Origin of the sequence: Gemmatimonas sp., assembly GCF_036405635.1 — a bacterium.
In the GTDB taxonomy this organism is placed as follows: Bacteria; Gemmatimonadota; Gemmatimonadetes; order Gemmatimonadales; family Gemmatimonadaceae; genus Gemmatimonas.
The window spans coordinates 1-26,380 of sequence record NZ_DASWXE010000083.1; the positions used below are offsets into that span (position 1 = coordinate 1).

Sequence of the window (26,380 nt, forward strand, 5' to 3'; positions counted from 1 at the left end):
GCCACTCGCACAAACGGCCGCGTCTTTCCCGCCAATGCCTTCGTCGCGGTCTCCGCCGCCAGCTCGAGCACAGGCCGATACAGCCCGATCTTGGCATCGTGAATGGGAAATCCGGTGGTGTGTACGCCCACCGCCATGCCGCCAGCGCCGGCCGCGACATAGTAGCGCGTGAGTGCGCGCTGATGCCGTTCATCGAGCGTGCGTGACGGCGTCAAAGCCAACGGGTGCGCTGGAATCACCTGACCCTGTTGCAGGTGCTGGCGCACGTTGAAGCCGTCTCCCATATCAGCGCCCCCCATCAGAAGCGCCCATCGCGTACCTGAAATTTGGTGGGCTTGGCCAGCAAACGTCCGCCACCGCGAATCCAGGCCACGGCCCATGCACACAGCGAGTCCAGTGGCAGGGCTTCGTATGGCAACCGTTGCATGAGCGCATCCACGTTGCCGATGAGTGCGTCCGGTGCCTCGGTGCCGGTCAGCTGCGCTTCCACGCCCGCATGACGCGCCACACAGGCCGCGATCTCACGCACCGACACCACCGGCCCGGTGACATTGAGCGCCTGCTCCTCGGCCGTGGTGGTCGTCTCGCCCAGCGCCCGCAACGCCAGGCGATTCGCGTCGCCCTGCCAGATCACGTTCACGTGACCCATTTCGAGATCCACGGCTTCACCGGCCAGCACCTTGCGCGCAATCTCCGTGACTACGCCGTATCGCAGGTCGTTGGCGTAGAACAGCCGGTAGAGCAACAGCGGTGAGCCCGTACGCCGCGTCACGCTCTGAAACACCCGCTCACGGCCAATGCAGGACGCCGCATACTCGCCATCGGGGCGCAGTGCATCCGCCTCCAACGAACCACCGCTGCTCACCGGCACACGGCCGTACACATTGCCGGTGCTGAAGCACACGATGCGCGAACCCGCATAGCGTTCGGCGGCATGCGCGGACGCCACCACATTGTGCGTCCATGTGCCCACCGGGTCGCCCGTGGTGCCAAACTTCTGTCCGGCAAGCCACAGTACATTGGGCGCATCGGGCAGTGCCGCCACGGCGCGCGGGTCGGACAGGTCGGCTCGCACCACCTGCACACCTGCCGCCTCCAGTGTGGCGACTGCATCGACATCACTGAAGCGCGAGACCGCGATGACTCGGCGACTCTGGTCGGCAATCGCGCGTCGGGCCATCTGCACCAGCGATGGGCCCATCTTGCCGCCAGCGCCCAGGACCATCAGATCGCCGTCGAGCGCCGCCAACGCATCAACCGTGGCCGCGTCGGGTTCCGAGAGCCGCGCCTCCAGCTCTGCCTCGGTGCGTGGCGCGTTCATCGTCGTGCCGGATCAGGCGACCGCGCCATCGGTGGCGAACGTACGCAGGCCCAACTCGGCGTCCAGCTTCCGACGCCCCGCATCGATGCGCTCGCGGGCGAGCTGCTTGAGCGTGCCAATGTCGGCCATGGTCATGCCGGTGGTCTCGATGGGCTCGAGCACCTCGGCCAGAGCTTTCGAGCGCAGAAACTTGAACGTCCCCTTGGCCATGGCGTTGCGCGTGCCGGCCACCGCGATGGGCAGAATCGGCGCACCACTCTCGATAGCGAGGCGAAACGCCCCGTCCTTGAAGGGCAGCATTTCCGACGTGCGCGAGCGCGTGCCTTCCGGAAAGATCATCACGCTCACGCGCTTCGAGAGACGGTCACGGCACTGCGCGATGGCATCGAGCGTCGAATCGCGATTGCCGCGCACCAGCTTGACGTCGCCGGCCATCTGCATCATCCAGCCCATGCAAGGGATCTTGAACATCGTGTCCTTGCTGAGCCACTTCATTTCCCAGGGGAAACAACTGATGAGGAACACGTCGGCGTACGACTCATGGTTCGCGATCACCACATACGGGCGGCGTGGATCGGTGATGCGTCCGCGTGTATGGAAGCTCCAGAGGCCGTTGATGCGTGTGGCAAACACAGCAACCAATCGAAACGCGCGTCCTGCCGCGTACCGACCCTTGTCGAAAGGCGCGGTGAAGGCGTACACGATGGCCACGATCGGCGTGCCGATGATCACGCACAGGACCGTTTCCACCCACGCCCACCAGTTCAGCACCGTACCGATCATCTTCAGGGTTGTCAGGGAGAGGTCGAACTCACCGCACCCGGATCGGCGGCGAATCGCTTGAGACGTGCCACCATGGCCGCCAGTCCTGCTTCACGTGCGCCCAATCCGATGTCGGACATGAGCAGGCGCACATAGTCGGCCGGCAACGCCAGCGTCACCGAAGGCGGCTGATCATTCACCGCCGCGAAGGTAATGGCCAGTACCGCGGCCACGGTGGGCGACTGCCGCGCGTTCACGTCGGCATAGAAGTGCATCGTGCCGTCGGTCTGGCGCTCGGGGAAGATGTCCACCCGGGTCTGACATTCCGGCACCGTGAAGGCCGCGCGATCCAGCGCCGCAAAGCGCTCGGGCAGCGGCTCGAGTTTCTTCGACCATCCCAGCAGCGCCTGCATCTTGTCTTCACGGCCGAGCAGCCGGAATTGGCGCAGGGTCTTGGCAAGTGCAGGCGGGAGGTCGGACTCGTCGGACATGGGGTGCAACCTAACCCCCCTCACCCTGCTGGTCGACGCGAGCGAGCATACCCGACGGTATGCAGGGTTGCCATCGTGCGAGGGGCCTGACATGCTAGGGGAACTGTCCAGTGCCGAGTGTGCCCTGCAACGTCCCAAGGCATCCATGCTCCGCACCACTCCCCATTCCACACGGCAGCCGGTGACGAGCATCCTCGTGCGCGCTCCCCGTATCACATTGGCCGCGCTACTGCTCATGGCGGTCGCGTGTCGTCGCGGCACCACCACGTCCACCGCCGTGGGCACACTGGAGATGGTGGAGGTTGACGTCGGTCCGCTGCAGCCCGCACGTGCGGTGCGTGTGCTGGTCAACGAGGGTGACGCGGTACAGGTGGGCGACACGCTGGTGATCTTCACCACCCCTACGGCGGCAGCATCCTCTGCGCAGGCCGATGCGCGCGCCGCCGCCGCCGCCCAGAACGCGCGGGATGTGGCCCGTGGCGCCAGACCAGAGGAAATCGCCCGTGCGGAGGCGGAATTGCGCGCTGCGGAAGCGGACGCGGAGCGCACCGCGTCCGACCTGGCACGTCTCGAACCGCTGGCGGCACGAAGCGATGTGAGTCGCGCCACGCTCGATGCGGCTCGTGCCGCCGCGCGCGTGGCCGCCGGACGGCGGGACGCGGCCCGCGATGCCTTGGCTCTGTTGCGGGCCGGTGCCCGTCGTGAGCAGCGCGAAGCCGCCGCCTCCGAAGCACGCGGTGCCCAGGCCGCGGCATTGGGGGCGCGTGCCACGGTCAACGATCTGGTGCTGCTCGCGACCGTCGACGGTGTGGTGTCGAGCCGCAATGTGGAGCCCGGCGAGGTGCTGCAGGCCGGGCAGAGTGCCATCACCATCGGACAACCGGCGCGGCCGTGGGCGCGCATTTATGTCTCGCAGTTCGTACTGCCGCATCTGCAGACCGGCGACACGCTGGTCGCACTGCTCGATGGTGACAGTACGCGATATGTGGGACGTATCGCGGCCATCGCCACCAAGGCGGAGTTCACGCCACGTGTCGCCCTCACCGAACAGGAGCGCGCCGATCTGTTGTTTGGTGTGAAGGTGGAATTCGCCGACAGCACATCGCGCCTGCGCGCGGGGCTGCCCGTCACGGTGCAACTCCCCACGGCGCCGCGTGATCAGCGCTGAGCCGGCAGCAACCGCCGCGGTCTCACCCGTCGTGCGCACGCAGGCGCTGCACAAGCGCTTTGGCACGCTCGTTGCCGTGGCCGGTCTCGATCTCGAAATCGCGCGCGGTGAAGTGTTCGGCCTGCTGGGCCCGAATGGTTCCGGTAAGACGACCACCATTCGCATGCTGTGTGGACTCGTGCTGCCCACCAGCGGCACGGCACAGGTGGCAGGTTTTGATATCACCACCAACGCCGAGTCGGTGCGTCGTCGCATTGGCTACATGTCGCAGCGTTATGGTCTGTACGACGAGCTCACGGTGTCGGAAAACCTGCGCTTCTATGCATCGGTGTATGGGCTCGTCGGGAAGGCGCGCGAACGCCGCCTGACGCAGCACATCGAGGCGTTGGGGCTTGGCGGCCGTCTTACGCAGCGCGCCGGCACTTTGAGCGGTGGCTGGAAGCAGCGCCTGGCTCTCGCGTGTGCGACGGCGCATGAGCCCGACCTGGTATTTCTCGATGAACCCACCGCCGGCGTCGATCCAGCCGCACGCCGCACGTTTTGGGAGATCATCTATACCCTGGCCCGCGGTGGGACCACGGTGCTGGTCACCACGCACTACATGGACGAAGCCGAACGCTGCCAGCGTCTGGCGTTTCTGTCGCGTGGGCACCTGATCGGTGTGGGCACACCGGCGCAGATCACCGCACAGTTTCATGCGCAGTCGGTGGAAGACGTGTTCGTCATGCTGCAGCAACGCGACGAGCAGCAGGGAGTGGCCGGCTGATGTGGGCGCGCCTGTTCGATCGCATTCGGCACTGGACCGTCTGGCCCATGCTGTGGAAGGAGTTCCTGCAACTTCGGCGCGACCGTCTCACGTTCGGCATGATGACCGGGTTGCCGGCGGTGCAACTGCTGCTCTTCGGCTACGCCATCCAAACCGATGTGCGCAGACTGCCCACGGTGGTGGTGGACGAGTCACGCTCAAGTGAAAGCCGGCAACTGGTGCAGGTGCTCGCCAACACCGACAATTTTCGCATCATCACCAGTGTGCCCGATCGCAACGTGGCAAAACGGTGGATAGAGCGCGGTGACGCGCGCGTCGCCCTGGTCATTCCCCCCGACTACCAGCGCAACCTGCGCAGCGGCCAGACCGGGGTGGCGCAACTGCTCATCGATGCTGCCGATCCGCAGTCATCGGGCGCGGCCATCTCGGGTGCGCAGCTTGCCGCCCAGGCGCGCGGCGCGCAGTTGCTGGCCACCCGCTACCGGCTGCAGCCGCCGGTGGAGATCCGTGTGCGTCCGTGGTACAACCCCGCACAGAAGAGTGCGGTGTTCATTGTGCCGGGCATCGTGGGCGTGCTGCTCACCATCACCATGACGCTCATCACCAGCACCGCCATCGTACGCGAGCGCGAGCGCGGGACACTCGAACAGCTCATCGTCACGCCCATCGGCAAGTCGAGCCTCATGCTCGGCAAGCTCATTCCCTTCATGCTTGTGGGCTATGTCCAGATGACCGTCGTGCTCACGCTCGGCGTGTTCTTCTTCGACATACCCATTCAGGGCAGCCTGCCGTTGCTGTACCTGCTGTCGCTGGTGTTCATCGTCGCCAGCCTGGGGGTGGGGCTGCTCATTTCCACGGTGGCGCGAAGCCAGGTGCAAGCCATGCAGCTCAGTTTCTTCTTTTTACTCCCCAACATCCTGCTGTCCGGCTACATCTTCCCACGCGCCGCGATGCCCGAGCCGGCGCAGTGGCTCGGGCTGTTGCTGCCGCTCACCTATTTTCTCGACATCCTGCGCGGCGTGTTGCTCAAGGGCATCGGGGTTGGTGATCTCACCCGCCAGCTTGGCGCGCTGTCGCTGCTGGCCATCGTGCTGTTTACGGTGAGTGTGCGGCGGTTCTCCAAGACGCTCGATTGAATCACATTGCGTTCAGTCGTGACCGCGCACCGGCTGCGCGCGGTAGGGAGCTTCGAGCTGTGCGATCTCTTCGGCGGTGAGATCCACGTTCACTGCCGCGATGGCGTCGTCGAGCTGGGTCAGCTTTGACGCGCCGACAATCGGCGCCGTGACGGCCGGCTTGGAGAGCAACCACGCCAGCGACACCTGCGCCATCGGAATACCGCGCGCGGCCGCAACCTCGCGCACGGCGTCCACCACCGCCCAGCTCACGGCATCGTCGTACAGCGAATGACCGTATGTATCGGTCGCTGCTCTCGTGGATGCACTGCGATCGCCCACACCACTTCTCGAGCCAGCCAGCAGTCCGCGCGCCAGCGGCGACCACGGCATCACCCCAATGCCCTCGGCCGCGCAGAGCGGCAGCATTTCCCGCTCTTCCTCGCGGTACAGCAGGTTGTAGTGGTTCTGCATGCTCACGAAACGCGCCCAGCCATGCCGCTCACTCACGCTCAACGCGCGCGCAAACTGCCACGCCCATCCCGAGCTCGCGCCGATGTAACGCACCTTGCCCGACTGCACGAGATGATCGAGTGCGGCGAGTGTTTCTTCGATCGGCGTGTTGGGGTCGAAGCGATGGATCTGATAGAGATCGATCGTGTCGATGCCGAGACGCTTGAGGCTGGCCTCACACCCCTGCACGATGTGCTTGCGTGACAGACCGCGCATGTTCGGTCGGTCGGTCATGGGGAAGTTCACCTTCGTCGCGATGACCAGCTCGTCGAGGTTGCCGAATTCCCGCAGCGCCCGTCCCGTGACTTCCTCGCTCACCCCCAGCGAGTACATGTCGGCCGTATCGAAGAAGTTGATGCCCTGTTCGATCGCCCTCTGGAAAAAGGGGCGCGAGTCAGCATCCGACAGAACCCAGGGCCGCCAGTCGGGGGTGCCGAACGTCATACAGCCGAGGCAGATCCGGGAGACGGTGAGCCCCGTAGAACCAAGTGTCGTGTAACGCATCGGGCCTGTGCTGGGGGGAAAGTCACGGCTGACCCCTGATCAGAAGCCGAAGGGGTCGGCCCATCGCGGTCGAACGGGAACCGAACGTTGTGCGTCCTGATACAATGTAGGGACCCGTCCGAATCCTTCACCTGACCGGCCATGCTGATACGCAAGCCTGACGACATTCGCTCTTCGGAGATCACCCCCGAGGGGATCTACCAGAACCGGCGCGCCTTCATGGGCACGGTGGGGGCCATCGCACTCGGCAGCGCGATACTGCCGAACATTGCCGGGGCCAGGGGACTGCAGGACGACAAGGTCACGCCCGAGGACGACGCGACCAGCTACAACAACTACTACGAGTTCGGCACCGGCAAGGAAGATCCGAAGGAGCAGGCCAAGGATTTCCAGCCGATGCCATGGACCGTGAATGTGGAAGGCATGGTGAAGACACCGCGCCCGTACACATTCGACGAACTGCTGGGCAAGCTGCCCGTGCAGGATCGCGTGTATCGCATGCGGTGCGTGGAAGCGTGGTCGATGGTGATTCCGTGGCAGGGGGTGCAGCTCAAGGACGTGATTGCGCGTCTCCAGCCGCTGCCCAGCGCCAAGTTCGTGGAGTTCACCACGCTGTACGACCCCAAGCGCATGCCGGGTCAGCGTCGCGCGGTGTTGCCATGGCCGTACAAGGAAGGGCTGCGTATGGACGAGGCGAACAACTCGCTCACTCTGCTGGCCACGGGCATGTACGGTAAGGCGCTGCCCAACCAGAATGGCGCGCCGGTGCGACTGGTCACGCCATGGAAGTACGGCTTCAAGGGCATCAAGAGCATCGTGAAGATCCGTTTCACCGACAAGATGCCCAGCACGACCTGGAACGACGCCAATTCCAGCGAATATGGCTTCTACGCGAACGTGAATCCCACTGTGGATCACCCGCGCTGGAGCCAGGCCAAGGAGCGTCGGATCGGGGAGTTCCTGCGCCGCAACACGCTGATGTTCAACGGTTACGCCGATCAGGTCGCGTCGATGTATTCGGGCATGGACCTGCGCAAGAACTACTGAGCCGCTCGACGTGAAATCCCGTTTTCCTGCGCTGGAAGCGCCGGTCCGCCGCTGGGTGCGACCGGCGCTCTGGCTTCTGGTGGTGCTGCCGGCACCCTGGCTGGTGGCCCAGCTGCTGCTCAACCAGCTCGGGGCCGACCCGATCGACAAGCTCGAGCGCCTTTCTGGCCTGTGGGCGCTGCGCTTTCTGGCGGCCTCGCTGGCCGTCACGCCCATCATGCGCCTGACCGGATGGGGATGGCTGGTGGCGCAGCGTCGATTCCTGGGACTGGCGGCCTTCTTCTGGGCCCTGCTGCACCTGTCCGTCTATACGGTCCTGGACTGGTTCTTCGACTGGCAGGAGATCTGGAAGGACATCGCCAAGCATCTATACATCACGCTGGGGATGCTGGCATTCCTGCTGATGGTGCCCCTGGCGCTGACGTCCACCAAGGCGTCCATCCGGCGGCTGGGGGGGACACGCTGGAACCGGCTGCACGCGCTGGTCTACGTGTCCGTGGTCGCCGCGTGCTTCCATTTCCTGTGGGCAGTCAAGAAGGACATCGCCGAGCCGATCTTTTATGGTACGGTCGTCGCGGTCCTCCTGGCGTTTCGGGTGGTCTGGCGCGTCGATCGGCGCTCGTCATCCCGAACCGTGTCCGGCGACACAAAATCCACGCCGGCAGGGTGACGGTCGTGCCGGGCGGTCGTCTTGTGTTGGGACCAACCGCCCTACTTCACCGTCGCTCTGCCCATGCCACAAGTGTCCGACGCGTCGTCGCGTCGAGCTGAAACCACATCACGTACTGATCGCCCGACACCGGCCCGGGGGTTTTCTGCCGTGTCCGTTGGGGCATTGGGCACGCGCTGGGAACAGTCGCTCATGGGTGTGATGGCGGCCTATGTGGCGGCCGTGACCGTGTGGCTGGTGTCGTTGCATGGTCACTCGGTCGAGTTCTTCGGCCTCGAGGGCACCCTCCGGCTTCTGTCGCCGTTCCCCGTGGCGGGTGTGGCGATCTTCTTTGCGTGGCGGGCCTCCCGCGAACTCTCCCTCGATCTTGGCAGCCGCAAGTTCTGGCGGTTGCTGTTGGGCGTGTTGGCGCTGGTCATGATCACGCCGTGGTTGCGTTTCCTGCCGCTGCTCCCGATGGCGTGGCTGGATATCGGTGTGCGGCTTGGGGTCACGGTCAGCGCGCCCCTGCTGATGCTGGCGGCGCTGCTGCAACTCCCCAGCGCCCCACATAGCTCCGTCGACAAGTCGAAGCTCTGGCTCGATATCGCCACCGTGGTGGTGGGCGGTGTGCTGGTCGCGTGGTACAACCTGAACACGGCACGCGTCGCTGACGATCCGATCATCCAGATCTCGTTCCAGCTTTTGCACGTGCTGGCGGTGCTCGACCTGGTGCTGGTGTTGGTGGCGTCGATTCTGTGGCGGCGCACCGCGCTGATTCCACGCGCCAACATCCTCGTGCTGATCGGCGGTGCGCTGCTCGTGCGCTTCCTCGGTCACGTGGCGGCCATCACCGAGATGCATGGTGGTGCGCGTGTACCGGACCTCATGTTCGTGACGCGTCCGACGGCCTGCTTCCTCATGGCGGCCGCAGGATGGCTGAGTAGTGCCACGGTGCTGCGTCGTGATGTGCGACCTACCCGGGATCGCGACGGGCGTTCGGTCAGCATCCTGCCCTATGCGGCGGTTGTGCCCGGCTTCGCGCTGCTGCTGCACCTGGCCTTCGAAGATCGTCACCAGCCTCTGCTCGGCCTGGTGATTGGTGCGGCTGCGCTCACGGTCATTGCGTTTGCCCGCCAGTTCGCCGCGTCGCGCGAAGCCGTGAGCACGCTGGCCGAGGCGAGTGCGCGAGACAGTGAAGCCCGCTTCCGTTCACTCGTGCAGCATTCGAGTGACGTGATCATGATCGTCGATCCGGATGGCACGCTGCGGTTTGCCAGCCCGTCCATGTCGACCGTGTTTGGCCACGAACCGTCCCGCCTCGTGGGCACGAATCTCGTGTCCATGCTGCACGTGGAAGACCAGCAGAACGCGGTGCAGTTCCTCGATGAGCTGGCCCGTACCGGTGCGCGCACCGGCGCCGGATCACCGGGTGTGCTCAAGCGGGAATGGCGTCTCGCGCATGCCGATGGCAGCTGGATGACGGTCGACAATGTCGGCACCAACCTGCTGCGCGAACCGGTCGTACGCGGCCTCGTGCTCAACTCGCGTGATGTCACCGAGCAGAGCATGATCAAGCAGCAGTACATCCATCAGGCGTTCCATGACCCGCTCACGGACCTCGCCAACCGGTCGCTGTTCCTGTATCAGGTCGGACATGCCTTGGCCCGTGGTGCTCGTCAGAGCTCCCCGGTCACGGTGCTGTTCCTCGACCTCGACAACTTCAAGACCGTCAACGATTCACTCGGCCATGCCGCCGGCGATCGTCTGCTCGTGGATGCCGCGCGTCGCCTCGCGTCATGCGTGCGCGCCAGCGATCTGATTGCGCGTCTGGGTGGTGACGAGTTCGCCGTGCTGGTCGAAGACGCGCAGACGGTCGAAGAGGTGCTGGTGGTGGCCTCGCGTATCGGCACGGCGCTGTCGCGGCCGTTCATGCTGAGCGGCAAGGAAGTGTTTGTCAGCTCGAGCATCGGTATCGCGCGGTCGAGCCGCGGTGAGTCGTCCGATGAGCTGGTGCGCAACGCCGACGTGGCCATGTATGTGGCCAAGACGCGCGGCAAGGGGCAGCACGTGCTGTTCGAGCAGGAGATGCACGACGCGGCACTCGAGCGGTTGGTGGTGGAGGCCGACCTGCGGCGTGCCATCGAGCGCGACGAGTTCTTCCTCGAGTTCCAGCCCATCGTGGAGCTCGACACGGGCAACATCATTGGCGCCGAGGCGCTGGTGCGGTGGCTGTGTCGTGAGCGTGGGACAGTGCCGCCGGGTGTGTTCATTCCGATCGCCGAGGTCACGGGTCTCATCGTGCCGATCGGCAAGTGGGTGCTGCGTCGGGCTTGTCGTGAGGCGCAGCGCTGGACTCGGGAGCGGGGCATTGCGGCACGCATCACGGTCAATCTCTCGGGGCGTCAGTTGCAGGACGCGGGCATCGTGGACGATGTCCGACAGGCCCTCGAAGAGACGGGGCTCGATCCGACCCAGCTCGTGCTCGAGATCACCGAGAGCATGCTGATGCAGAACACCGATGTGTCCATGGCCCGCCTGACGGCGCTCAAGGCACTTGGTGTGTCCCTGGCCATCGACGACTTCGGCACCGGTTATTCTTCCCTGAGTTATCTGCAGCGCTATCCGATCGACATCCTGAAGATCGACAAGGCGTTCGTGGACGTCATCGACAAGGGAGGCGAAGGACCGGTATTGGCCAGCGCGATCGTGGCGCTCGGGGATACGCTGCGGATGAACACCGTGGCGGAGGGGATCGAGACGGAGGCCCAGCGTGGCCACCTGCTCACCCTGGGGTGTGAGCTGGGACAGGGGTACCTGTTCTCGCCGCCTCTCGATGAGGAGGAGTTCTGGCATCTCCTGCTCGCCCGTGGGTCGCGCGTGCCGTACGTCAATCGCCGGCTTCGCGACAACGGTGAACAACAGGCCGCCTGATCGTTCTCGCAGCACCACCACTTCGCGCAGTACGCTCGACGCCTTCCTGGTGGCTGCACCGGGACTGGCGCCGCTGATCGCGGCCGAGTGCACCGCACTTGGCATCACGCCGGTGGAGGTGACGCCGGCCGGTGTGTCGGTGCAGGTCACCACGCGAGAGTTGTTCACGCTCAATTGCTGGACACGCCTGGCGAGCCGGGTGATTGTGCGGCTTGCACAGTTCGAAGCGCGCGATTTTGCGACACTCGAAAAACAAGCGGCGCGTGTGCCGTGGAGCCGCGCGATCTCGTCGGCCGTGCCGGTGCAGCTGCGCGTGACGTGCCGCAAGTCGCGCCTGTATCACTCCGATGCCGTTGCCGAACGGGTGGCACGGGGCATCGTGAAGGCGGTGGCCGGTGCGCAGGTGTTGGGCAACGCAGGAGCGAAAGACGACGAGGATGACATTGCCTCGCCATCGGTAGGTGATAATCAGCCCACGCAATTGATCGTCGTGCGCTTCGAGCGCGACCGCTGCACGATCAGTGCAGACAGTTCGGGCGAGTTACTGCACCGGCGTGGCTGGCGGCAGGCGATTGCCAAGGCACCGCTGCGCGAGACGCTGGCCGCCATGATGTTGGCGGCCATGCCGTGGGACGGTGATGTGCCCTTGGTGGATCCGTTCGCTGGATCGGGCACCATCGGCATCGAGGCCGCGCTACGCGTTCGCCGGATCGCGCCGGGGCTGTCGCGCGAATTTGCGATGGAGCGCTGGCCCGGGGCCGAAGCAGTCATGCATGCCGTGGTGCGTGACCTGGCGCGTGAACAGGTGCGACCCGGCGTGGATGTGCCCATCCTGCTGCGTGACCGCGATGCGGGTGCCATTGCGGCAGCGCGCGCGAATGCCGAGCGGGCCGGTGTGCTCGACGACCTGATCATCGAGCAGGGGGCGTTGTCTGACACCGATCTTGCGGCGTATGGTGCGCGCGGACTGCTGCTCAGCAATCCACCCTATGGACATCGTGTGAGCGAAGGCGCCGATCTGCGCGGTCTGTACGCGCGCGTGGGCGATGTGCTGCGCGCTGGCGGCGGTGGCTGGCGGATGGCGATGCTCATGCCGCCTGATCGCGCGCTGCTTGGACAGCTGCGGCTGTCGGTGTCGCCGCTCGTGCGCACCAGCAACGGTGGACTGCCGGTGGAGCTGCTGGCTACGGCGCCGGCTCGAGCGTAGGGGGAATAGCGGGGGGAACACAGAATGCGCGGAAGAAGAGCAGATAATCACAGATACAACTTTTCTTGATTTGCATCAAACGCGAATGGACTGATCGTGTTGACGTGGTATCTGTGATTTTCTGCTCTGTTTCTGTGTCATCTGTGTCCCCCCGCTGTTCGCTGTTCAGACGCGAAACCGATCTCCGCGCCAGTTGCGGATCTGCTGCTTGATCTGCTTCGGTGTCAGGGCGGGATTGGCAATGACCTGCTCAACCAGCGCCGGCAATTCGGCGTCGCTCGCAAAGCGCAGCGCGATGTAGTGACGCGGGCGCAGTGTATCGATGGCACGCGCGGTGAGTTCTGGCGACAGCAGCCGCTGAAATCGGATCTGCTCTTCGAGCCGGATCAGGCGGTCCTGCACGCGCAGCGGAGAGAGTCGCGAAGCCGCCACCACGCCAATGAGCGCGAGGCTGCCCACGAGGAAATAGCCGGTCTCCGCGCCCGGCGCCTTCACGAACCGCACAATCGTCCAGATCAGGAACGCGACCGCGAGCGGACTGGTGAAGAAATGGTAGTACGGCGTGAGCTGCGTGTGATTGGAATAGTTCTGGTTGTCGCTCATGTCCGCGCGGGGTTGATGGTGTCGGGTGCGAAGAGGAGAGAGTCGATGAGATGTTTCGCCATGGCCAGACGCTCGGTCCAGGTGCCGCGAATGAGCGTATAAGGCGCTTCAAGTCGATCGAGCGTCGTCAGGAACAGTGCGTGCATTTCTTCCCGGCGATCGCCGCGGTCACGCACTCCGTCAGCAATCCAGGGCACATCGATGTCCAGCAGGAGATAGTGGTCCGGCCGGTGCGCGATGGCCAGTGCTTCGATCGACGGCGGACAATCGCCGAAGTAGTGGTGGCTGTAGGCCACGTTGCTCACCAGATCGGTGTCGTGCAGCAGCAGCGGCTTGTCCAGCGCCCGCGAGCGGGCGATGTACTCGTCCTCATACGCGGCCTGACCGCGCGCCAGGCCCTCGCGATCGGCCAATACTGGAGGAGAACCCTTTCGTCGCGTGAACTCGCGCACGTACTCGGGTACGCACAACACATCGTAGTGCGCAGCCAGTTGCGCGCCGAGCGTGGTCTTGCCCACGCTTTCCGACCCGGTCACCACGACGCGTCGCAGGCTGGTCATGCCGGCAACCTACGCTGCTGCGACTCACGCCAGGAACGGCGCCACTGAACGTGGCCCAGCACGGCGAGCGCAAAGAACACCGCGTACAACACGGCCGTGAGCGGTAGCTGGCGGTTGATGAACACGCCTACATACAGCACGTCCACCACGATCCACACCAACCAGTTTTCAGCCAACTTGCGGGTCATCATCCATTGCGCGATGAGGCTCGCCGCCACGAGCGCGGAATCGATGTGTGGCAGCGCCGCGCCGGGAATGCGCGCGGTGATCGTCCACAGCAACAGCCATGTGGCGACGCCAATGAAGGAGAGACGCAGTGCCAGCGGGCGTGATGTGCGCGTGACGGGGAGCGAATCGGTGGTGGGACCACCACGCCACCAATGCCACCATCCGTACAACGACAGCACAAAGTAGACGACCTGCAGACCGGTGTCGGAGTAGAGGCCGGTGCGCGCAAACACCACCATGTAGAACAGCGCGTTGGCCACACCGATGGGCCAGCTCCAGATGTTCTGGCGCGTGACCAGCCAGACGTTCACTACGCCCGTCAGAAAGCCGGCCGCCTCCATGCAGGACGACCCGTGCGCTTCGAGCCAGTGGCAGAACGCGGGGAGGCTGGTCATGAGGGGCAAAGCTAATTAGGGTTGAGGCACATGACCGGGGTGCCGGCGCCGCCAGTGTGCGCAGGCTGAGAGAGTCCCGTAGAACCTGATCCGGTTCGTACCGGCGTAGGGAGTCCAATCTGATGTCTCGTCGCATCTTCGCGCGCCTCGGGCGCGCGTCGCGACCTGGCCGTCTTCGCACGGCCGTCGCGTCCCTGTCCATCGCGTCCATCACCATCGCGCCGGTTGCGCTGCATGCGCAAGGCGGTCGTCCCACGCGCCCGGACAGCGCCACCTCCGACACGACCGCCCGCCGTATCGAAGGCGTCCTGGTCAACGCGATCCGCGCCGGCAACGAAGCGCCGATCGCACAAAAGACCATCGGCCGGGCCGCGATCACGGCGCGGCACTTCGGTCAGGATGTGCCGATGCTGCTCATGCAGGCCGCGCCCTCGATGACGGCGCACACCGAGACCGGCACGCAGTGGGGATACAGCTATCTGCGTTTACGTGGTCTCGACCAGACGCGCATCAACATCACGATCGACGGTGTGCCGCTCAACGATCCGGAAGACCAGGTACTGTATTTCGCGAACCTGGCCGACCTGATGAGCAATGTGCAGAGTGTGCAGGTGCAGCGTGGCGTGGGCACCAGCACCGCCGGCACGGCCTCGTACGCGGGCTCGATCAACTTCGAGACCATGCCTGTCGCGCGAAAGGATCGCAGTGGTGATCTCGAAGTGCAGATGGGGTCTTTCGGTGCGCAGCGGGCCAGTGCGTCGTTCAACTCGGGACTCGGTGAGAATCGTCTCGCCGCCTATGGCCGCGTGAGCGCGCTGCGCACCAACGGCTACCGCGATCATTCGGGCGTGATGGGGCGCTCGGCGTTTCTGGGTGCGGGCTGGTTCGGTGACCGTGATATCGTGAAGGTCACGGCCATCGTGGGGCAGCTGGCGGATACCCTGTCGTACACGGGTGCGACGCTGGCCGAGCTCGCGGAGAACCGTCGCTACAACCCGCTGTATCCGAATGAGCGTGACAAGTTCGGGCAGCAGATGGTGTCGCTGGCGTACACGCACGCCAATGCCGATGGTGGCAGCTTCAACACCACGCTCTACCGCAACTCGGCCAGCGGCAACTACGACTACTTCGACCTGCCCGATCGCTATCGCTACAACCTCGCGCACACCTGGTATGGCGTGACCAGCGCCTACAATGTGGAGCGTGGTGCGCTGCGGCTGAACACCGGCGTGAATGCCAACACCTATCAACGCGCACATCGGGCGTACTTCCAGCCCGACACGGAGCTGTACGACAACACGGGCCACAAGCAGGACGCCAGCGCTTTCGTGAAGGCCTCGGTGGACGTGGGTCGGGCGCGCTGGTTTGCCGATGTGCAGGGACGCTGGGCGCAGTTCCGCTACGAACCGTCGGAAAACGCCGGGATCACCGAGCGCAGCATCGACTGGGCGTTCCTCAATCCCAAGGCCGGTGTGACCGTATCGCTGCGTCCGGGGCTGTCGGCATTTGCGAGCTACGGCATCACCAGCCGCGAGCCGGCGCGCAGCGACATGTTTGCCGGTGAAGACGATCTCAACGCCGACAACGTGGCCGACTTTGGCGACCTGTCGCGGGTGAAGCCCGAGCGGCTGCACGATACGGAGCTGGGGCTCAACTACACCCACTCAGCGCTCGATCTGTCGGCCAATCTGTACAGCATGGACTTCCGAAACGATCTGGCGCGCATTGGCGCACCGACGGCATCAGGGGCCATTCCGCGGCGCAGCGTGGGCAACAGCTATCGTCGCGGCATCGAGCTCGACGCCACGTACCGCGGTGTGGACAAGTTCGTGTTCGCTGGCAACGCCACGTGGAGCGACAACCGCATCAAGCAGTTCACGGACTCCTCGCGTGGCGCGCCGGTGGTGCGCCGAGATGTAGAGCCCATGCTCACGCCGCGCTTCATCACCACGCACCGCGTGGAAGTGCTGCCCACGCCGCGGCTGGGCTTCAGCGTGGAAGGACGCTACCAGTCACGTGCGTTTCTCGACAACACCAGCAGCGCGGACCGCATTCTCCCCGACTACTACACGGTCGATGCGTCGGCGCGCCTGGCTGTTCGCGACTTCACGCTGATGGTGCGTGGCGTGAACCTCGGCGACACGCAGAAATTCGGCAGCGGCGCCGTGTCTGGTTCGGGGCGAGTGCGATACTTCGTGCTGCCCGCGCGCGCGCTGTTCGTGACGCTCGGCTACGCGTTCTGAGGTCGAGACGGGAACAGCATTGCCACGGAAACGCACGGAAGTACGCGGAAACCTACACGGATCAAACAACGAGAAAGAGTCTGATCCGTGTAGGTTCCGCGCGTTTCCGTGTCATCCGTGGCAAAAAGATCTGACCTACTGCCCCGGCACTCCAACCAGAATCCCAGCCGCTTCCGCAGTGAGCTTCACCGAGTGCAGTCGCGCCGCGTGATCGTAGATCATCGACACGACGATCAGTTCGTCCGCGCCGGTCTCCTCCACCAGCGCCTCGAGTCCAGTGCGCACGGTATCGCGCGAACCGACGATCGAACGCGCCAGCATGCGCCCGGCCTGCGCTTTCTCGATGGGCGTCCAGTAGGTCTCGATATCGTCGATGGGCGGCTGTCCCAGCCCACGCGCACCGCGGAAGATGTTGGTGAACGCCATCTGTTGCGTGGTGGCTAGGCGCTTGGCTTCTTCGTCGGTATCGGCCGCGATGACGTTCACGCCCACCATCGCATACGGCTTATCGAGTTGGTGTGACGGTTTGAAACGATCGCGATAGAGCCCCAGCGCCGGAATAAGATCTGCCGGCGCGAAGTGCGACGCGAAGGCGTACGGCAGGCCCAGCTCACCGGCCAGCATCGCACCGAAGTGACTGGAGCCGAGGATCCAGAGTGGGATCTCGGTGCCAGCCGCCGGCACGGCCACAATGCGCTGCCCAGGTGCCACTGGCGCGAACCAGGATTGCAGCTCCATCACATCCTGCGGGAAATGCTCCGCCGCTTCCGGTGTGCGGCGCAGTGCGCGCAAGGTGACGCCGTCCGTGCCTGGTGCACGGCCCAGGCCCAGATCCACCCGACCCGGAAACAGGCGCTCCAGCGTTCCAAACTGCTCGGCGATCACGTAGGGCGCATGATTGGGCAGCATGATGCCGCCGGCACCGATCCGAATGGTGTTCGTGCCGGCGCCGATATGGGCCAACACTACCGACGTGGCGGCACTGGCGATGCCAGGCATGTTGTGGTGTTCGGCCACCCAGATCCGGTTGTAGCCCCACTGCTCGGCGTGCGCCGCGAGGTCGCGCGCATTGTCCAGCGCGCCCCGCGCGTCCGTCGTCTCGGTAATCGACACGAGTTCGAGGATGGAGAGCGGTATGTTCATCGCTCACATCCGTGTAAACGGAATCTCATTTCTTAAATATAAGAGATGGTTTCTGGTCGCGAAGGGGGCGGGTTTGGAGATGACCTACCGGATTTTGGGTCACGAGACTCGGGACACGAGTCCCGCTACCCGGCTGTTCACCTCTAAACCCGCCCCCTCGCGACCCGCAACCAGTAGTATCCAGCCATGTCTGCTCCCCATGATCCGACCAGCTTCCCGCACGGTTCCGACGATCTTCTCTACTCCGACTACCGGAAAACAGAAGAGCTCGGCAGCATCCGTCAGGTCGCCCGCGCGCTCGCGGCCGAAACCAGCTCGCAGCAGGTGCTGCAGACGCTGTGCAACCTGTCGATGTTTCGTGGGCGGGCGAGTGGTGCCATGGTGACTCAGGTAAGTGGCGATACTGGCGTTTATGTCGCTTGCTCTGGGGTCGCCACGTCGCTGCTCGGCATGAGCTTTCCGCTCGCCGGCACGTTCATCAACCGCGCTGTATCCGAGAAGCGCGCGGTGCTCCTGCCGTCGCCGCACGAAGCTATCCCGGTCTTCGCCGCCCTCCTGCCCACACTCGGCATCGGACCGGTACTGTTTCTGCCGCTGGTGGCCAATGACCAGCTCTTTGGCGTCCTGGCCATCACCCGTGACGCTGGGCACCCCACGTTCGACGAGACCGACGAGGAACGCCTCGCCGTCATGGCCGACCTGGCCGCCCTCGCGCTCTGGAAAGCGCGCCTGCTCGAGGACGCCCAGTCAGCAGATGCGGCGAAGACCAGTCTGCTCGCTACCCTGTCGCACGAACTCCGTACGCCGCTCACCGCGCTCGAAGGCTACGGCGAGCTGCTCGAGGACGAGATCCTCGGTCCGCTTTCTCATGAGCAGCGCGACGTCATCACCCGGCTGCGCACTGTCGGGCGCCATCTGGGCTCGCTGATCGAGGACATCCTCACCTACGCCTCGCTCGAAGCCGACCGTCTCACGGCCCGCCCCACCGCCGTGCGCCTCGACGAGCTGCTCGACTCGCTCCACCCCTTCCTCGAGCCGTTGGCGCGCGAGAAGGGTATCGATTTCGTGATCGATGCCGAAGCCGGGCTGCCCAACATGCACACCGATGAAGCGAAGGTGCGGCAGATCCTGCTCAACCTCTGTCAGAACGCGATCAAGTTCACGGAGACGGGAAGCGTCACGTTGCGCGTATGGCGGGGATCGCCGATGCCGGACGGGCGGATCGGGCTGCGTTTCGCCGTGAAGGACACCGGCATTGGCATCGCGCCGGCCGACCTCCAACGGCTCTTTCGCCCCTTCTCCCAGCTGGAGGACGTCCCGACCCGCCGACGCGGCGGCACGGGCCTTGGCCTCTACATCGCACGACGTCTGGCCACCCTCCTGGGTGGTCGTATCGAGGTGGTCTCCCGCCCCGGCGACGGATCCGTCTTCACCCTGGTACTTCCGGCACAGGTGTGAGGGCTGGTGAGTCCCTCGGGCGCGAGACGCCGGTTACATTCCCATTTTATGTCAGCCATCACGAGCGTTTTCAACGACGGCATCTTTGCCGAGCAGTTCGAGCGGTATCGTCGCGACCCGTCGAGTGTCGACGAAACCTGGCGTCAGTACTTCCGCATGGCCGAGTCGCTGCTCGGTCAGTCGGCCGCGAGTGCACCGGCCGCGACGGGAGCGACTGCCGATGTCGCCTATCTGCAGAAAGTCGCGGGCGCCGCGTCGCTGCAGCAGGCCATTCGCATGTACGGGCACTACGATGTGCCGCTCGATCCACTCGGCACGCCGCCGATCGGCGCGGACGAACTCGCGCCCGGTTTTCATGGGCTGACCGAAGACGATCTCGCCACGATCCCCGGTGCGGCGATCGGCGATGATCGCTATCCGACGGCGAAGGAAGTCATCGCGCGCAAGCGTGAGGTCTACACCACGCGCATCGGCTACGAGGTGTGGCACCTCGAGATGAACGAGGAGCGCAACTGGTTCCGCCATGCGTTCCGCGCCGGCGAACTCACGCGTCCGCTTACGGCCGATGAAAAGAAGGCCGTGCTCCGCCGCCTCAACGAGGTGGATGGACTCGAGCGCTTCCTCGGACGCGCGTATCAGGGCTACAAGCGCTTCTCCGTCGAGGGCAATGACACGCTCGTGCCCATGCTCGACGAGATGATCAACGCGCTGGGCAAGTCGGGCGCGGAAGAGATCGTGATCGGTATGGCGCACCGTGGCCGCCTGAACGTGCTGACCAACGTGATGGGCAAGCCGTTCGAGACGCTGTTCTCGGAGTTCGAAGGCCGTCACGATCACGCCGATGAAACGGCGACCGGTGACGTGAAGTATCACGCCGGCTTTGTGGGTGCGCGCTCTGTGGATGGCCGCGAGGTGAAGCTGCGTCTCGTGCCAAACCCGTCGCACCTCGAAGTGGTGAACCCCGTCATCGAAGGCGTGGTACGCGCGCGTCAGCGTGTGGCCGGCAAGCCGGGCGAGCGCAACGAGCATGCGGTGGTGCCGGTGGCGATCCACGGCGACGCGGCCTTCCCGGGTGAAGGCATTGTCGCCGAGACGCTGAACATCTCGCACCTGAACGCGTATCGCACCGGTGGCACGATTCACATCATCGTGAACAACCAGGTCGGCTTCACCACCGATCCGGGCGACGCACGTTCCACGTACTACTCGTCGGACCTCGCGAAGGGCTTCGAGATCCCGATCTTCCACGTGAACGCCGACGACGCCGAATCGTGCATCACGGCGATGCGTCTGGCGTGTGCGTACCGCACCATGTTCAAGAAGGACGTGCTAATCGACCTCGTGGGCTATCGTCGTCATGGCCACAACGAAGGCGACGAGCCGATGTACACGCAGCCGACGCGCACGGCGTCCATCCGCAAGCACCCGACGGTGCCGCAGGTGTGGGCCAGCCGTCTGGTCGCCGAAGGGGTGCTCACGGCCGACGAAGCCGCGGCGGTGGAGAAGGATGTGTCGCAGCGCTACGCGGACATCCACAGCGCGTTCAAGCAGTCGTTGCTGGGCAGCGAGAAGCACGCGCCATGGCCCGCCGAGCCGGCCGCTGCGCCGCGCACGGTGCAGACCAACGTGGCCGCCGAGCGCCTGCAGTTCGTGAACGAGTCGTTGTTGCAGTGGCCGCAGGAGTTCACACCGAACCCGCGCCTCGCAAAGCAGCTCGAGCGTCGTCGTGAAGCGATGGGTGAGCAGGGGGGCATCGAGTGGGGCCACGCCGAGGCGCTGGCCTTTGGTTCGCTGTTGCTCGATGGCATGTCCGTGCGCATCACCGGTCAGGATGCGGAGCGTGGTACGTTCTCGCACCGTCATTCAGTGCTGAACGACGCCAACACGGGTCGCAAGTACGCGCCGCTCGCCAACATCCCGGGCTCGAAGGGCATCTTCGAGGTCTACAACTCAGCGTTGTCGGAAACGGCCGTGCTGGCGTTCGAATACGGCTTCAGCACGGTGGCGTCGGATACGCTCACGCTGTGGGAAGCGCAGTTCGGCGACTTCGTGAACGTCGCGCAGCCGATCATCGACCAGTTCATCGTGGCGGACCGCGCCAAGTGGGGTCAGGACAGCGGTCTCGTGATGCTGCTGCCGCATGGCTACGAAGGCCAGGGCCCGGAGCACTCGAGCGCACGTCTCGAGCGCTTTCTGCAGCTGTGTGCGGAAGGCAACATGACGGTGGCCTACTGCAGCACGCCGGCACAGTTCTTCCACCTGCTGCGTCGTCAGGCGCTGCGTTCGAACCGTCGCCCGCTGGTCTGCATGCAGCCCAAGTCGATGCTGCGCCTGCCGCAGGCGTCATCGCGCCTCGAGGACCTGGTGCAAGGTGGCTTCCAGTCGGTGATCGATGATCCGATCGCGTCGCAGCGTCGCGATGATGTGCGTCGCATCGTGTTCTGCACCGGCAAGGTGTACTACGACATGGCGCTGGCGGCCAACCGCAATCCCAACGTCGCGCTCGTGCGTGTCGAGGAGCTGTATCCGTGGCCACACGAGGAGATCCAGCGCATCATGGATCTCTATCCGGCCATCGAGCAGGTGGTGTGGGCGCAGGAAGAGCCGAAGAACCAGGGCGCGTGGACGTACGTGCAGCCGCGCCTGCGTGCGTCGGCCGGTGCGGCCGTTGGCGTGCGCTATGTGGGTCGTCCGGAGCGTGCCAGCCCGGCCGAAGGGTACGCCGATGCGCACCAGCAGGAGCAGGCGCGCATCATCGCGATGGTGATGGACACCGGCGAGGTCGCGGAAGAGCGTCCTGCCATGACTGTTTCCAAGTGAGATGAAGACCATGACGCGGCAGCTCATGCAGAGCGGCGCGCGCCTCATGCGAACGAAGGGTGTCACGAGCGCCGCGGCCATTGCCGCGGCGTTTGTGTTAGGCACTCCCGTCATGAGCGCTCGTGCACAGTCCAATGGTGGCACCCCAGAACGTGGGGCGGCCAGACTGGGATCCACGCTGGCCGGCATCGGTACGACCGGACGCGTGCTCACCGTGGCGGCGCACCCCGACGATGAAGACACGCCCGTCATCGCATGGCTCGCGCGTGCTCGACACGTGGAGACGGCATATCTGTCGCTCACGCGCGGTGACGGCGGTCAGAACCTGATCGGCAACGAGCTTGGCGAGCCGCTGGGCGCCATTCGCACGCAGGAGTTGCTGGCCGCGCGCCGCATCGATGGCGGCCGACAGTTCTTCACGCGGGCCTACGACTTTGGCTTCAGCAAAAACGCCGAAGAGACGTACCTGCATTGGCCGAAGGACTCCATTCTTGGCGACGTGGTGCGTGTCGTACGTGCGTACCGGCCGCAGGTGATGGTCGCATTTTTCAGCGGCACACCGCGTGATGGGCATGGCCACCACCAGGTGTCGGGACTGTTGGCGCGAGAGGCGTACGACTTTGCCGCGGACACCGTGCGCTTTCCGGTGAAGGACTTCGGCTTGCCCTGGACTCCGCAGAAGTTCTATCGCAGCGCGCGGCAGGCTCCCGACAGCGCGACGTTGCGCGTGAATACCGGCGAGTTCGATGCCTTGCTTGGCCGCAGCTACTACGAGATCGCCGCCGAGAGCCGCTCGCAGCACAAGTCACAGGGCTTTGGCGTGCTGCAGCGCAAAGGCGTGATGTGGGCCTATCTGTCGCGTGAAGCGTCGCGTGTTGGGCCGGACGATGCCCGCAGCGAGCGCTCGCTGTTTGACGGTGTTGATACCACGTGGGCACCGTTGCGCGCCAAGGTGCCGGCGGCCGTGGCCCCCGTGCTCGACTCCGCCCTCGCGTCCATTGCTGCGCTCCGGCGCGCGTATGTGGCCAGTGATCCGTCACCGCTGGTGGCTCCGCTGGCCGACGCGCTCAAGCAACTCCGTGCCGTGCGCAACGCACTGGGCAGTGGCCCGGCGTTGTTGATCGGCGAAGGTATCGGTCGCGCCGCACAGGTGCGCGCTCGACCGGCACAGCAGGCCGATCCAGCGTTGTGGGACGCGCTTTCACTGACGATTGATCGGACCAGCGATGCACTCGTGGAGGCAGCCGGCATCGCCGTGGAAGCTGCGGCCCCGCAGGGCACTTTCCCCGTGCGCGAAGCCGAAAAGACCAATGTGAACGACTCGATCCCCGTCACCATCAGTGTGTTCAATCGCGGACGAGAACCCGTGCGGGTGGCGGGCGGTTCCATCAGTGGGCTGGGGCTGCGTGAGAACGAACGTGGTTCGCTCGACGTGGCACCGGACAGCACCGGTGTGATGCAGCGCTACGCGGTGGCCTTCACCCCCAACTCTGCGTGGTGGCGCCAGCAGGGGCGCCTGGGCAACGACTGGTTTCTCATGCCAATCGACGCGCGTGATGAAGTGCAGCAGGAAGCGCGCATGTCCACCATGGCCGAAGTCTCGCTGAACATCGCTGGTGTGTCGGTATCGGTGACCACACCCATCGTCTACCGCTATGCCGATCCGATCAAGGGCGACCAGCAGGTGCCAGTGGCTGCGGTGCCCGGCATCACGGTCAATCTGGCCAGCGCGCTCGAGTACATCCGCGCCGGTGTGCCGGTCGATCGTGTGGTGAACGTGCGTGTGCAGTCGTCGTATCCGCACGAGGCCACCGTGCGGGTGCGCCTCGAGGTGCCCAAGGGGTTGGTGGCTGACTCCATACAGCGCATTCGTACCCTGAGCGCACAAGGCGGCGAGTTGGTGTCATTCCGTCTCCGTGGCGTGCTGCCGGAAGGCGGACATCAGTTGCTTGTTGCTGCATTTCACGAAAACGTGCCGGCGATGCGTGGTGTGTATCCGATCAGCTATGACCACATCACCCCGATGCGCCTCTACGGCACGTCAGCCATGGGGTTTTCGGCGGTATCCGTGAAACTGCCCCCACGGGCGCGCGTGGGCTATGTCGCCGGAGTGGCCGACGGCGGCATCGACGCATTGCGTCAGCTCGACATCACGGTGGAGAAGCTCGAGCCGGCGATGCTGAGCAGCACCGATCTCTCACGCTTCAGCACCATCGTGGTGGGACCACGCGCGTATGAAGCGAGCGAAGAGCTGGTGAAGCAGAACCCACGTCTGCTCGAGTATGCCAATCGCGGTGGCACGCTGGTGGTGCAGTATGGCGCACAGGACATGAGTCGGTTTCCGGTCACGCCATACCCACTGCAGTGGACGCGACCCGCCGCTCGTGTGACCATGGAGCAGGCACCGGTTACCGCGCTTCAGCCGACACATCCCTTGCTCACCTCACCAAACAGGATTGTCGAGAGTGATTGGGCTGGTTGGGTGCAGGAGCGCGCCACGTACATGCCGAGCACGATCGATCGTCGGTACACGCCGTTGCTCTCGATGAATGATCCGGGTGAACCAGCCAACAACGGCGCGCTGCTCGTGACGCCGGTCGGCAAGGGCCGATACGTGTATGTCACGCTGGCATTGTTCAGACAGCTGCCGATGGGGGTGCCGGGAGCTGCTCGCATCCTCACCAATCTCGTGGGCGCATCACCACCAGCGGGGACACCCAAGATGTAGTCGTGACTTCATGACTGGCGCTGGTAGGGCCCCAGCAAGCGCCGTCAGATCTCGCGAGGCTTGGTGGCCGGTGTGACGAGGCTGAGGAGGTATCCGACCACCACCACCACCACGGCGCCGATCACGTTGTACCAGAGGAAGCTCACCTGCGGTGCGCCGAACGACACCGCAGCCACCGCGGCCATGCCGGTGAGCAGGCCCACGAACGCCCCAAGGGCCGAGGATCGCTTGATCATGGCCAGCATGAACACCCCCAGGATCGAGCCGTAGAAGAACGACCCGAAGCGGTTCACCACTTCGATGAGTGAGCCCAATGTGGCCGCGTAGAGTGCCACGACGCAGGCGAAGACACCCCAGAGCGCCGTGGCGATCTTGCCGGCGTTCAGGAGCTCGGTGGAGCCCGCATTGGGCCGGTACCAGCGCTGATAAAAGTCCACCACCGAGGCTGTCGACAGCGAATTCAACTCGGCGGCGATGGACGACATGGCCGCCGCCAGCACCGCGGCGAGGAAGATGCCCGCGAAGCCCAGCGGCAGGTGGTCCAGCACCAAGCGCGGAATGATGTAGTTCACGTCGCGTGAACTCTCACCCGTGGCCTTCGCGGCTGCGTCGAGGGCCTCCTTGCGCACCGATTCCACGCTCGCGTTCTGTTGCGTGAAGTTCTCGAGCGCGCCCGGAGCCGACGATGCGGCGGCGTCGCGGGCCGCCTGATCACGGGCCGACAGCGCAGCGGTGTAACGCGATTCGAGCATCGCGTACTCGGCCGGCTGCTTCTCGCGCAGCTGGGCGTCGTGGCGCGGATTGTACAGCAGCGGCGCCGGCGAGAAGGTGTAGAACAGGAACACCAGCACACCGATGAGCAGGATCAGCGCCTGCAGGGGGATCTTCCAGTACGCGCTCATGAGCAGCGAGCTGCGGGCCTCGTCCACCGACCGGGCCGCCAGATAGCGCTGCACCTGGCTCTGGTCGGTGCCGAAGTACGACAGCATCAGGAACGTGCCGCCCAGAATACCGGACCAGAAGGTGTAGGTTTCGGTGAGCGAGAAGGAGAAGTCGAATACCCGCAGGCGGCCGGTGGAGCCAGCCACGCGCAGCGCGTCATCGAGTGGCACCGGCAGGCGCATCACCAGCACCACCACTATCGCCAGCAGCGCGCCCACGATCACGACCATCTGTTTCACGTCGGCCCAGGCAACGGCTTCCACGCCGCCGAGCACGGTGTAAATGACCGTGGGCAGGCCAATGAGCAGCACGCACCAGATCAGGTCCCAGCCGAAGATGGCCGACAGCACCACGCCGGGCGCGGCAATGATGGTCCCGCAGGACATACCGCGGGACAGCAGGAACAGCAGACTGGTGAGCGAACGCGTCCTGGGGTCGAACCGGCGCTCGAGAAACTCGTACGCCGTGTAGACTTTGGCCTTGTGCAGGAACGGCACGATGGTGACGCCAAGCAGCACCATGGCGATGGGCAGTCCAAAGTAGAACTGCACGAACCGCATGCCGTCGGTGGCGCCCTGGCCGGTGGTCCCGATCAGGGTGACGGCCGAGATCTGCGTGGCCATGACGCTGAGGCCCACTGCCCACCACGGCAGCGTGCGACCGGCGAGGAAGTATCCTTCGATGTCCTTGGTGCCGCGGGTGCGCCGGAGGCCGTCGATGATGACGACGGCGAGATACACGACGACAATGACCCAATTGATCCAGTGCATGAGCGTTTCGGGT

Annotated in this window: 19 protein-coding genes, 2 pseudogenes and 1 riboswitch; of the genes and pseudogenes, 11 read left to right on the plus strand and 10 right to left on the minus strand. The window is 64.9% G+C overall.

Annotation, left to right across the window (positions count from 1 at the left end; translation table 11 throughout):
* From VGE27_RS06480 to VGE27_RS06495, 4 genes and pseudogenes are all read right to left on the minus strand, one after another.
* Positions 1–299 (minus strand): annotated as a pseudogene (locus tag VGE27_RS06480) (dihydrodipicolinate synthase family protein); the annotation flags it as partial.
* Positions 299–1,321 (minus strand): NAD-dependent epimerase/dehydratase family protein, encoded by a 1,023-nt coding sequence (locus VGE27_RS06485; RefSeq protein WP_331048825.1) that lies wholly within the window; start codon positions 1,319–1,321, stop codon positions 299–301. The gene VGE27_RS06485 and the pseudogene VGE27_RS06480, both read right to left, overlap by 1 nt.
* A 12-nt stretch (positions 1,322–1,333) precedes the next feature.
* Positions 1,334–2,104: a lysophospholipid acyltransferase family protein gene (locus VGE27_RS06490; protein ID WP_331048826.1), complete on the minus strand. Its 771-nt coding sequence runs from the start codon at positions 2,102–2,104 to the stop codon at positions 1,334–1,336.
* Between the two features lie 11 nt (positions 2,105–2,115).
* Complete coding sequence (locus VGE27_RS06495) at positions 2,116–2,574, minus strand: SufE family protein (RefSeq protein WP_331048827.1); 459 nt, start codon at positions 2,572–2,574, stop codon at positions 2,116–2,118.
* Positions 2,575–2,719: 145 nt separating this feature from the next.
* Here VGE27_RS06495 and VGE27_RS06500 point away from each other — a divergent pair, with 145 nt between their 5' ends.
* Genes VGE27_RS06500 through VGE27_RS06510 form a run of 3 tightly spaced genes read left to right on the plus strand, consistent with a single transcriptional unit; the run spans position 2,720 to position 5,644 of the window.
* Positions 2,720–3,742 (plus strand): HlyD family secretion protein, encoded by a 1,023-nt coding sequence (locus tag VGE27_RS06500; RefSeq protein WP_331048828.1) that lies wholly within the window; start codon positions 2,720–2,722, stop codon positions 3,740–3,742.
* A complete protein-coding gene (locus tag VGE27_RS06505; protein WP_331048829.1) occupies positions 3,729–4,508 on the plus strand; it encodes an ABC transporter ATP-binding protein in 780 nt (259 codons plus the stop codon). The genes VGE27_RS06500 and VGE27_RS06505 overlap by 14 nt, the downstream gene beginning before the upstream one ends.
* On the plus strand, positions 4,508–5,644 hold the full coding sequence (locus tag VGE27_RS06510) for an ABC transporter permease (RefSeq protein WP_331048830.1): 1,137 nt from the start codon (positions 4,508–4,510) through the stop codon (positions 5,642–5,644). Before VGE27_RS06505 ends, VGE27_RS06510 begins: the two co-directional genes overlap by 1 nt.
* 12 nt (positions 5,645–5,656) lie before the next feature.
* Here VGE27_RS06510 and VGE27_RS06515 read toward each other — a convergent pair whose 3' ends face one another.
* Positions 5,657–6,640: an aldo/keto reductase gene (locus VGE27_RS06515; protein WP_331048831.1), complete on the minus strand. Its 984-nt coding sequence runs from the start codon at positions 6,638–6,640 to the stop codon at positions 5,657–5,659.
* A 141-nt stretch (positions 6,641–6,781) separates the two neighbouring features.
* Between VGE27_RS06515 and msrP the strand changes: the two genes are divergently transcribed.
* The 4 genes from msrP (at position 6,782) to VGE27_RS06535 (ending at position 12,477) form a co-directional block, all read left to right on the plus strand.
* Positions 6,782–7,687 (plus strand): protein-methionine-sulfoxide reductase catalytic subunit MsrP, encoded by a 906-nt coding sequence (gene msrP, locus VGE27_RS06520; RefSeq protein WP_331048832.1) that lies wholly within the window; start codon positions 6,782–6,784, stop codon positions 7,685–7,687.
* A 10-nt stretch (positions 7,688–7,697) separates the two neighbouring features.
* Complete coding sequence (locus tag VGE27_RS06525; RefSeq protein ID WP_331048833.1) at positions 7,698–8,357, plus strand: protein-methionine-sulfoxide reductase heme-binding subunit MsrQ; 660 nt, start codon at positions 7,698–7,700, stop codon at positions 8,355–8,357.
* Between the two features lie 150 nt (positions 8,358–8,507).
* Complete coding sequence (locus VGE27_RS06530; RefSeq protein WP_331048834.1) at positions 8,508–11,270, plus strand: putative bifunctional diguanylate cyclase/phosphodiesterase; 2,763 nt, start codon at positions 8,508–8,510, stop codon at positions 11,268–11,270.
* Positions 11,251–12,477, plus strand: coding sequence for a hypothetical protein (locus VGE27_RS06535; RefSeq protein WP_331048835.1), 1,227 nt, complete (start codon positions 11,251–11,253; stop codon positions 12,475–12,477). The genes VGE27_RS06530 and VGE27_RS06535 overlap by 20 nt, the downstream gene beginning before the upstream one ends.
* Before the next feature lie 165 nt (positions 12,478–12,642).
* Here VGE27_RS06535 and VGE27_RS06540 read toward each other — a convergent pair whose 3' ends face one another.
* Genes VGE27_RS06540 through pnuC form a run of 3 tightly spaced genes read right to left on the minus strand, consistent with a single transcriptional unit; the run spans position 12,643 to position 14,263 of the window.
* Positions 12,643–13,080 (minus strand): DUF6526 family protein, encoded by a 438-nt coding sequence (locus tag VGE27_RS06540; RefSeq protein WP_331048836.1) that lies wholly within the window; start codon positions 13,078–13,080, stop codon positions 12,643–12,645.
* On the minus strand, positions 13,077–13,640 hold the full coding sequence (locus VGE27_RS06545; protein WP_331048837.1) for an ATP-binding protein: 564 nt from the start codon (positions 13,638–13,640) through the stop codon (positions 13,077–13,079). The genes VGE27_RS06540 and VGE27_RS06545 overlap by 4 nt, the downstream gene beginning before the upstream one ends.
* Positions 13,637–14,263 (minus strand): nicotinamide riboside transporter PnuC, encoded by a 627-nt coding sequence (gene pnuC, locus VGE27_RS06550; RefSeq protein WP_331048838.1) that lies wholly within the window; start codon positions 14,261–14,263, stop codon positions 13,637–13,639. The genes VGE27_RS06545 and pnuC overlap by 4 nt, the downstream gene beginning before the upstream one ends.
* A gap of 25 nt (positions 14,264–14,288) precedes the next feature.
* Positions 14,289–14,392: riboswitch (TPP riboswitch) on the plus strand.
* Between pnuC and VGE27_RS06555 the strand changes: the two genes are divergently transcribed.
* The gene (locus VGE27_RS06555; RefSeq protein ID WP_331048839.1) at positions 14,386–16,506 is read left to right on the plus strand and encodes a TonB-dependent receptor; all 2,121 of its coding nucleotides are present in this window, start codon (positions 14,386–14,388) and stop codon (positions 16,504–16,506) included. (Overlaps the previous riboswitch by 7 nt.)
* A gap of 135 nt (positions 16,507–16,641) precedes the next feature.
* Here VGE27_RS06555 and VGE27_RS06560 read toward each other — a convergent pair whose 3' ends face one another.
* On the minus strand, positions 16,642–17,649 hold the full coding sequence (locus tag VGE27_RS06560; protein ID WP_331048840.1) for an LLM class flavin-dependent oxidoreductase: 1,008 nt from the start codon (positions 17,647–17,649) through the stop codon (positions 16,642–16,644).
* Between the two features lie 186 nt (positions 17,650–17,835).
* Between VGE27_RS06560 and VGE27_RS06565 the strand changes: the two genes are divergently transcribed.
* Genes VGE27_RS06565 through VGE27_RS06575 form a run of 3 tightly spaced genes read left to right on the plus strand, consistent with a single transcriptional unit; the run spans position 17,836 to position 24,655 of the window.
* A complete protein-coding gene (locus VGE27_RS06565; protein ID WP_331048841.1) occupies positions 17,836–19,107 on the plus strand; it encodes a GAF domain-containing sensor histidine kinase in 1,272 nt (423 codons plus the stop codon).
* Positions 19,108–19,155: 48 nt separating this feature from the next.
* A complete protein-coding gene (locus VGE27_RS06570; RefSeq protein ID WP_331048842.1) occupies positions 19,156–21,927 on the plus strand; it encodes a 2-oxoglutarate dehydrogenase E1 component in 2,772 nt (923 codons plus the stop codon).
* A gap of 1 nt (position 21,928) precedes the next feature.
* On the plus strand, positions 21,929–24,655 hold the full coding sequence (locus tag VGE27_RS06575) for a PIG-L family deacetylase (RefSeq protein ID WP_331048843.1): 2,727 nt from the start codon (positions 21,929–21,931) through the stop codon (positions 24,653–24,655).
* Positions 24,656–24,852: 197 nt separating this feature from the next.
* Here VGE27_RS06575 and VGE27_RS06580 read toward each other — a convergent pair.
* A pseudogene (locus VGE27_RS06580) lies at positions 24,853–26,367 on the minus strand (sodium:solute symporter); the annotation flags it as partial.
* Positions 26,368–26,380: the final 13 nt, after the last annotated feature.

Bases quoted from the DNA above. Each gene is read 5' to 3' on its own strand.
- VGE27_RS06485 (WP_331048825.1), bottom strand. From the start codon at position 1,321: ATGAACGCGCCACGCACCGAGGCAGAGCTGGAGGCGCGGCTCTCGGAA.
- VGE27_RS06500 (WP_331048828.1), top strand. From the start codon at position 2,720: ATGCTCCGCACCACTCCCCATTCCACACGGCAGCCGGTGACGAGCATC.
- VGE27_RS06490 (WP_331048826.1), bottom strand. From the start codon at position 2,104: ATGATCGGTACGGTGCTGAACTGGTGGGCGTGGGTGGAAACGGTCCTG.
- VGE27_RS06515 (WP_331048831.1), bottom strand. From the start codon at position 6,640: ATGCGTTACACGACACTTGGTTCTACGGGGCTCACCGTCTCCCGGATC.
- VGE27_RS06540 (WP_331048836.1), bottom strand. From the start codon at position 13,080: ATGAGCGACAACCAGAACTATTCCAATCACACGCAGCTCACGCCGTAC.
- VGE27_RS06545 (WP_331048837.1), bottom strand. From the start codon at position 13,640: ATGACCAGCCTGCGACGCGTCGTGGTGACCGGGTCGGAAAGCGTGGGC.
- pnuC (WP_331048838.1), bottom strand. From the start codon at position 14,263: ATGACCAGCCTCCCCGCGTTCTGCCACTGGCTCGAAGCGCACGGGTCG.
- VGE27_RS06565 (WP_331048841.1), top strand. From the start codon at position 17,836: ATGTCTGCTCCCCATGATCCGACCAGCTTCCCGCACGGTTCCGACGAT.
- VGE27_RS06575 (WP_331048843.1), top strand. From the start codon at position 21,929: ATGAAGACCATGACGCGGCAGCTCATGCAGAGCGGCGCGCGCCTCATG.
- msrP (WP_331048832.1), top strand. From the start codon at position 6,782: ATGCTGATACGCAAGCCTGACGACATTCGCTCTTCGGAGATCACCCCC.
- VGE27_RS06495 (WP_331048827.1), bottom strand. From the start codon at position 2,574: ATGTCCGACGAGTCCGACCTCCCGCCTGCACTTGCCAAGACCCTGCGC.
- VGE27_RS06555 (WP_331048839.1), top strand. From the start codon at position 14,386: ATGTCTCGTCGCATCTTCGCGCGCCTCGGGCGCGCGTCGCGACCTGGC.
- VGE27_RS06510 (WP_331048830.1), top strand. From the start codon at position 4,508: ATGTGGGCGCGCCTGTTCGATCGCATTCGGCACTGGACCGTCTGGCCC.
- VGE27_RS06570 (WP_331048842.1), top strand. From the start codon at position 19,156: ATGTCAGCCATCACGAGCGTTTTCAACGACGGCATCTTTGCCGAGCAG.
- VGE27_RS06560 (WP_331048840.1), bottom strand. From the start codon at position 17,649: ATGAACATACCGCTCTCCATCCTCGAACTCGTGTCGATTACCGAGACG.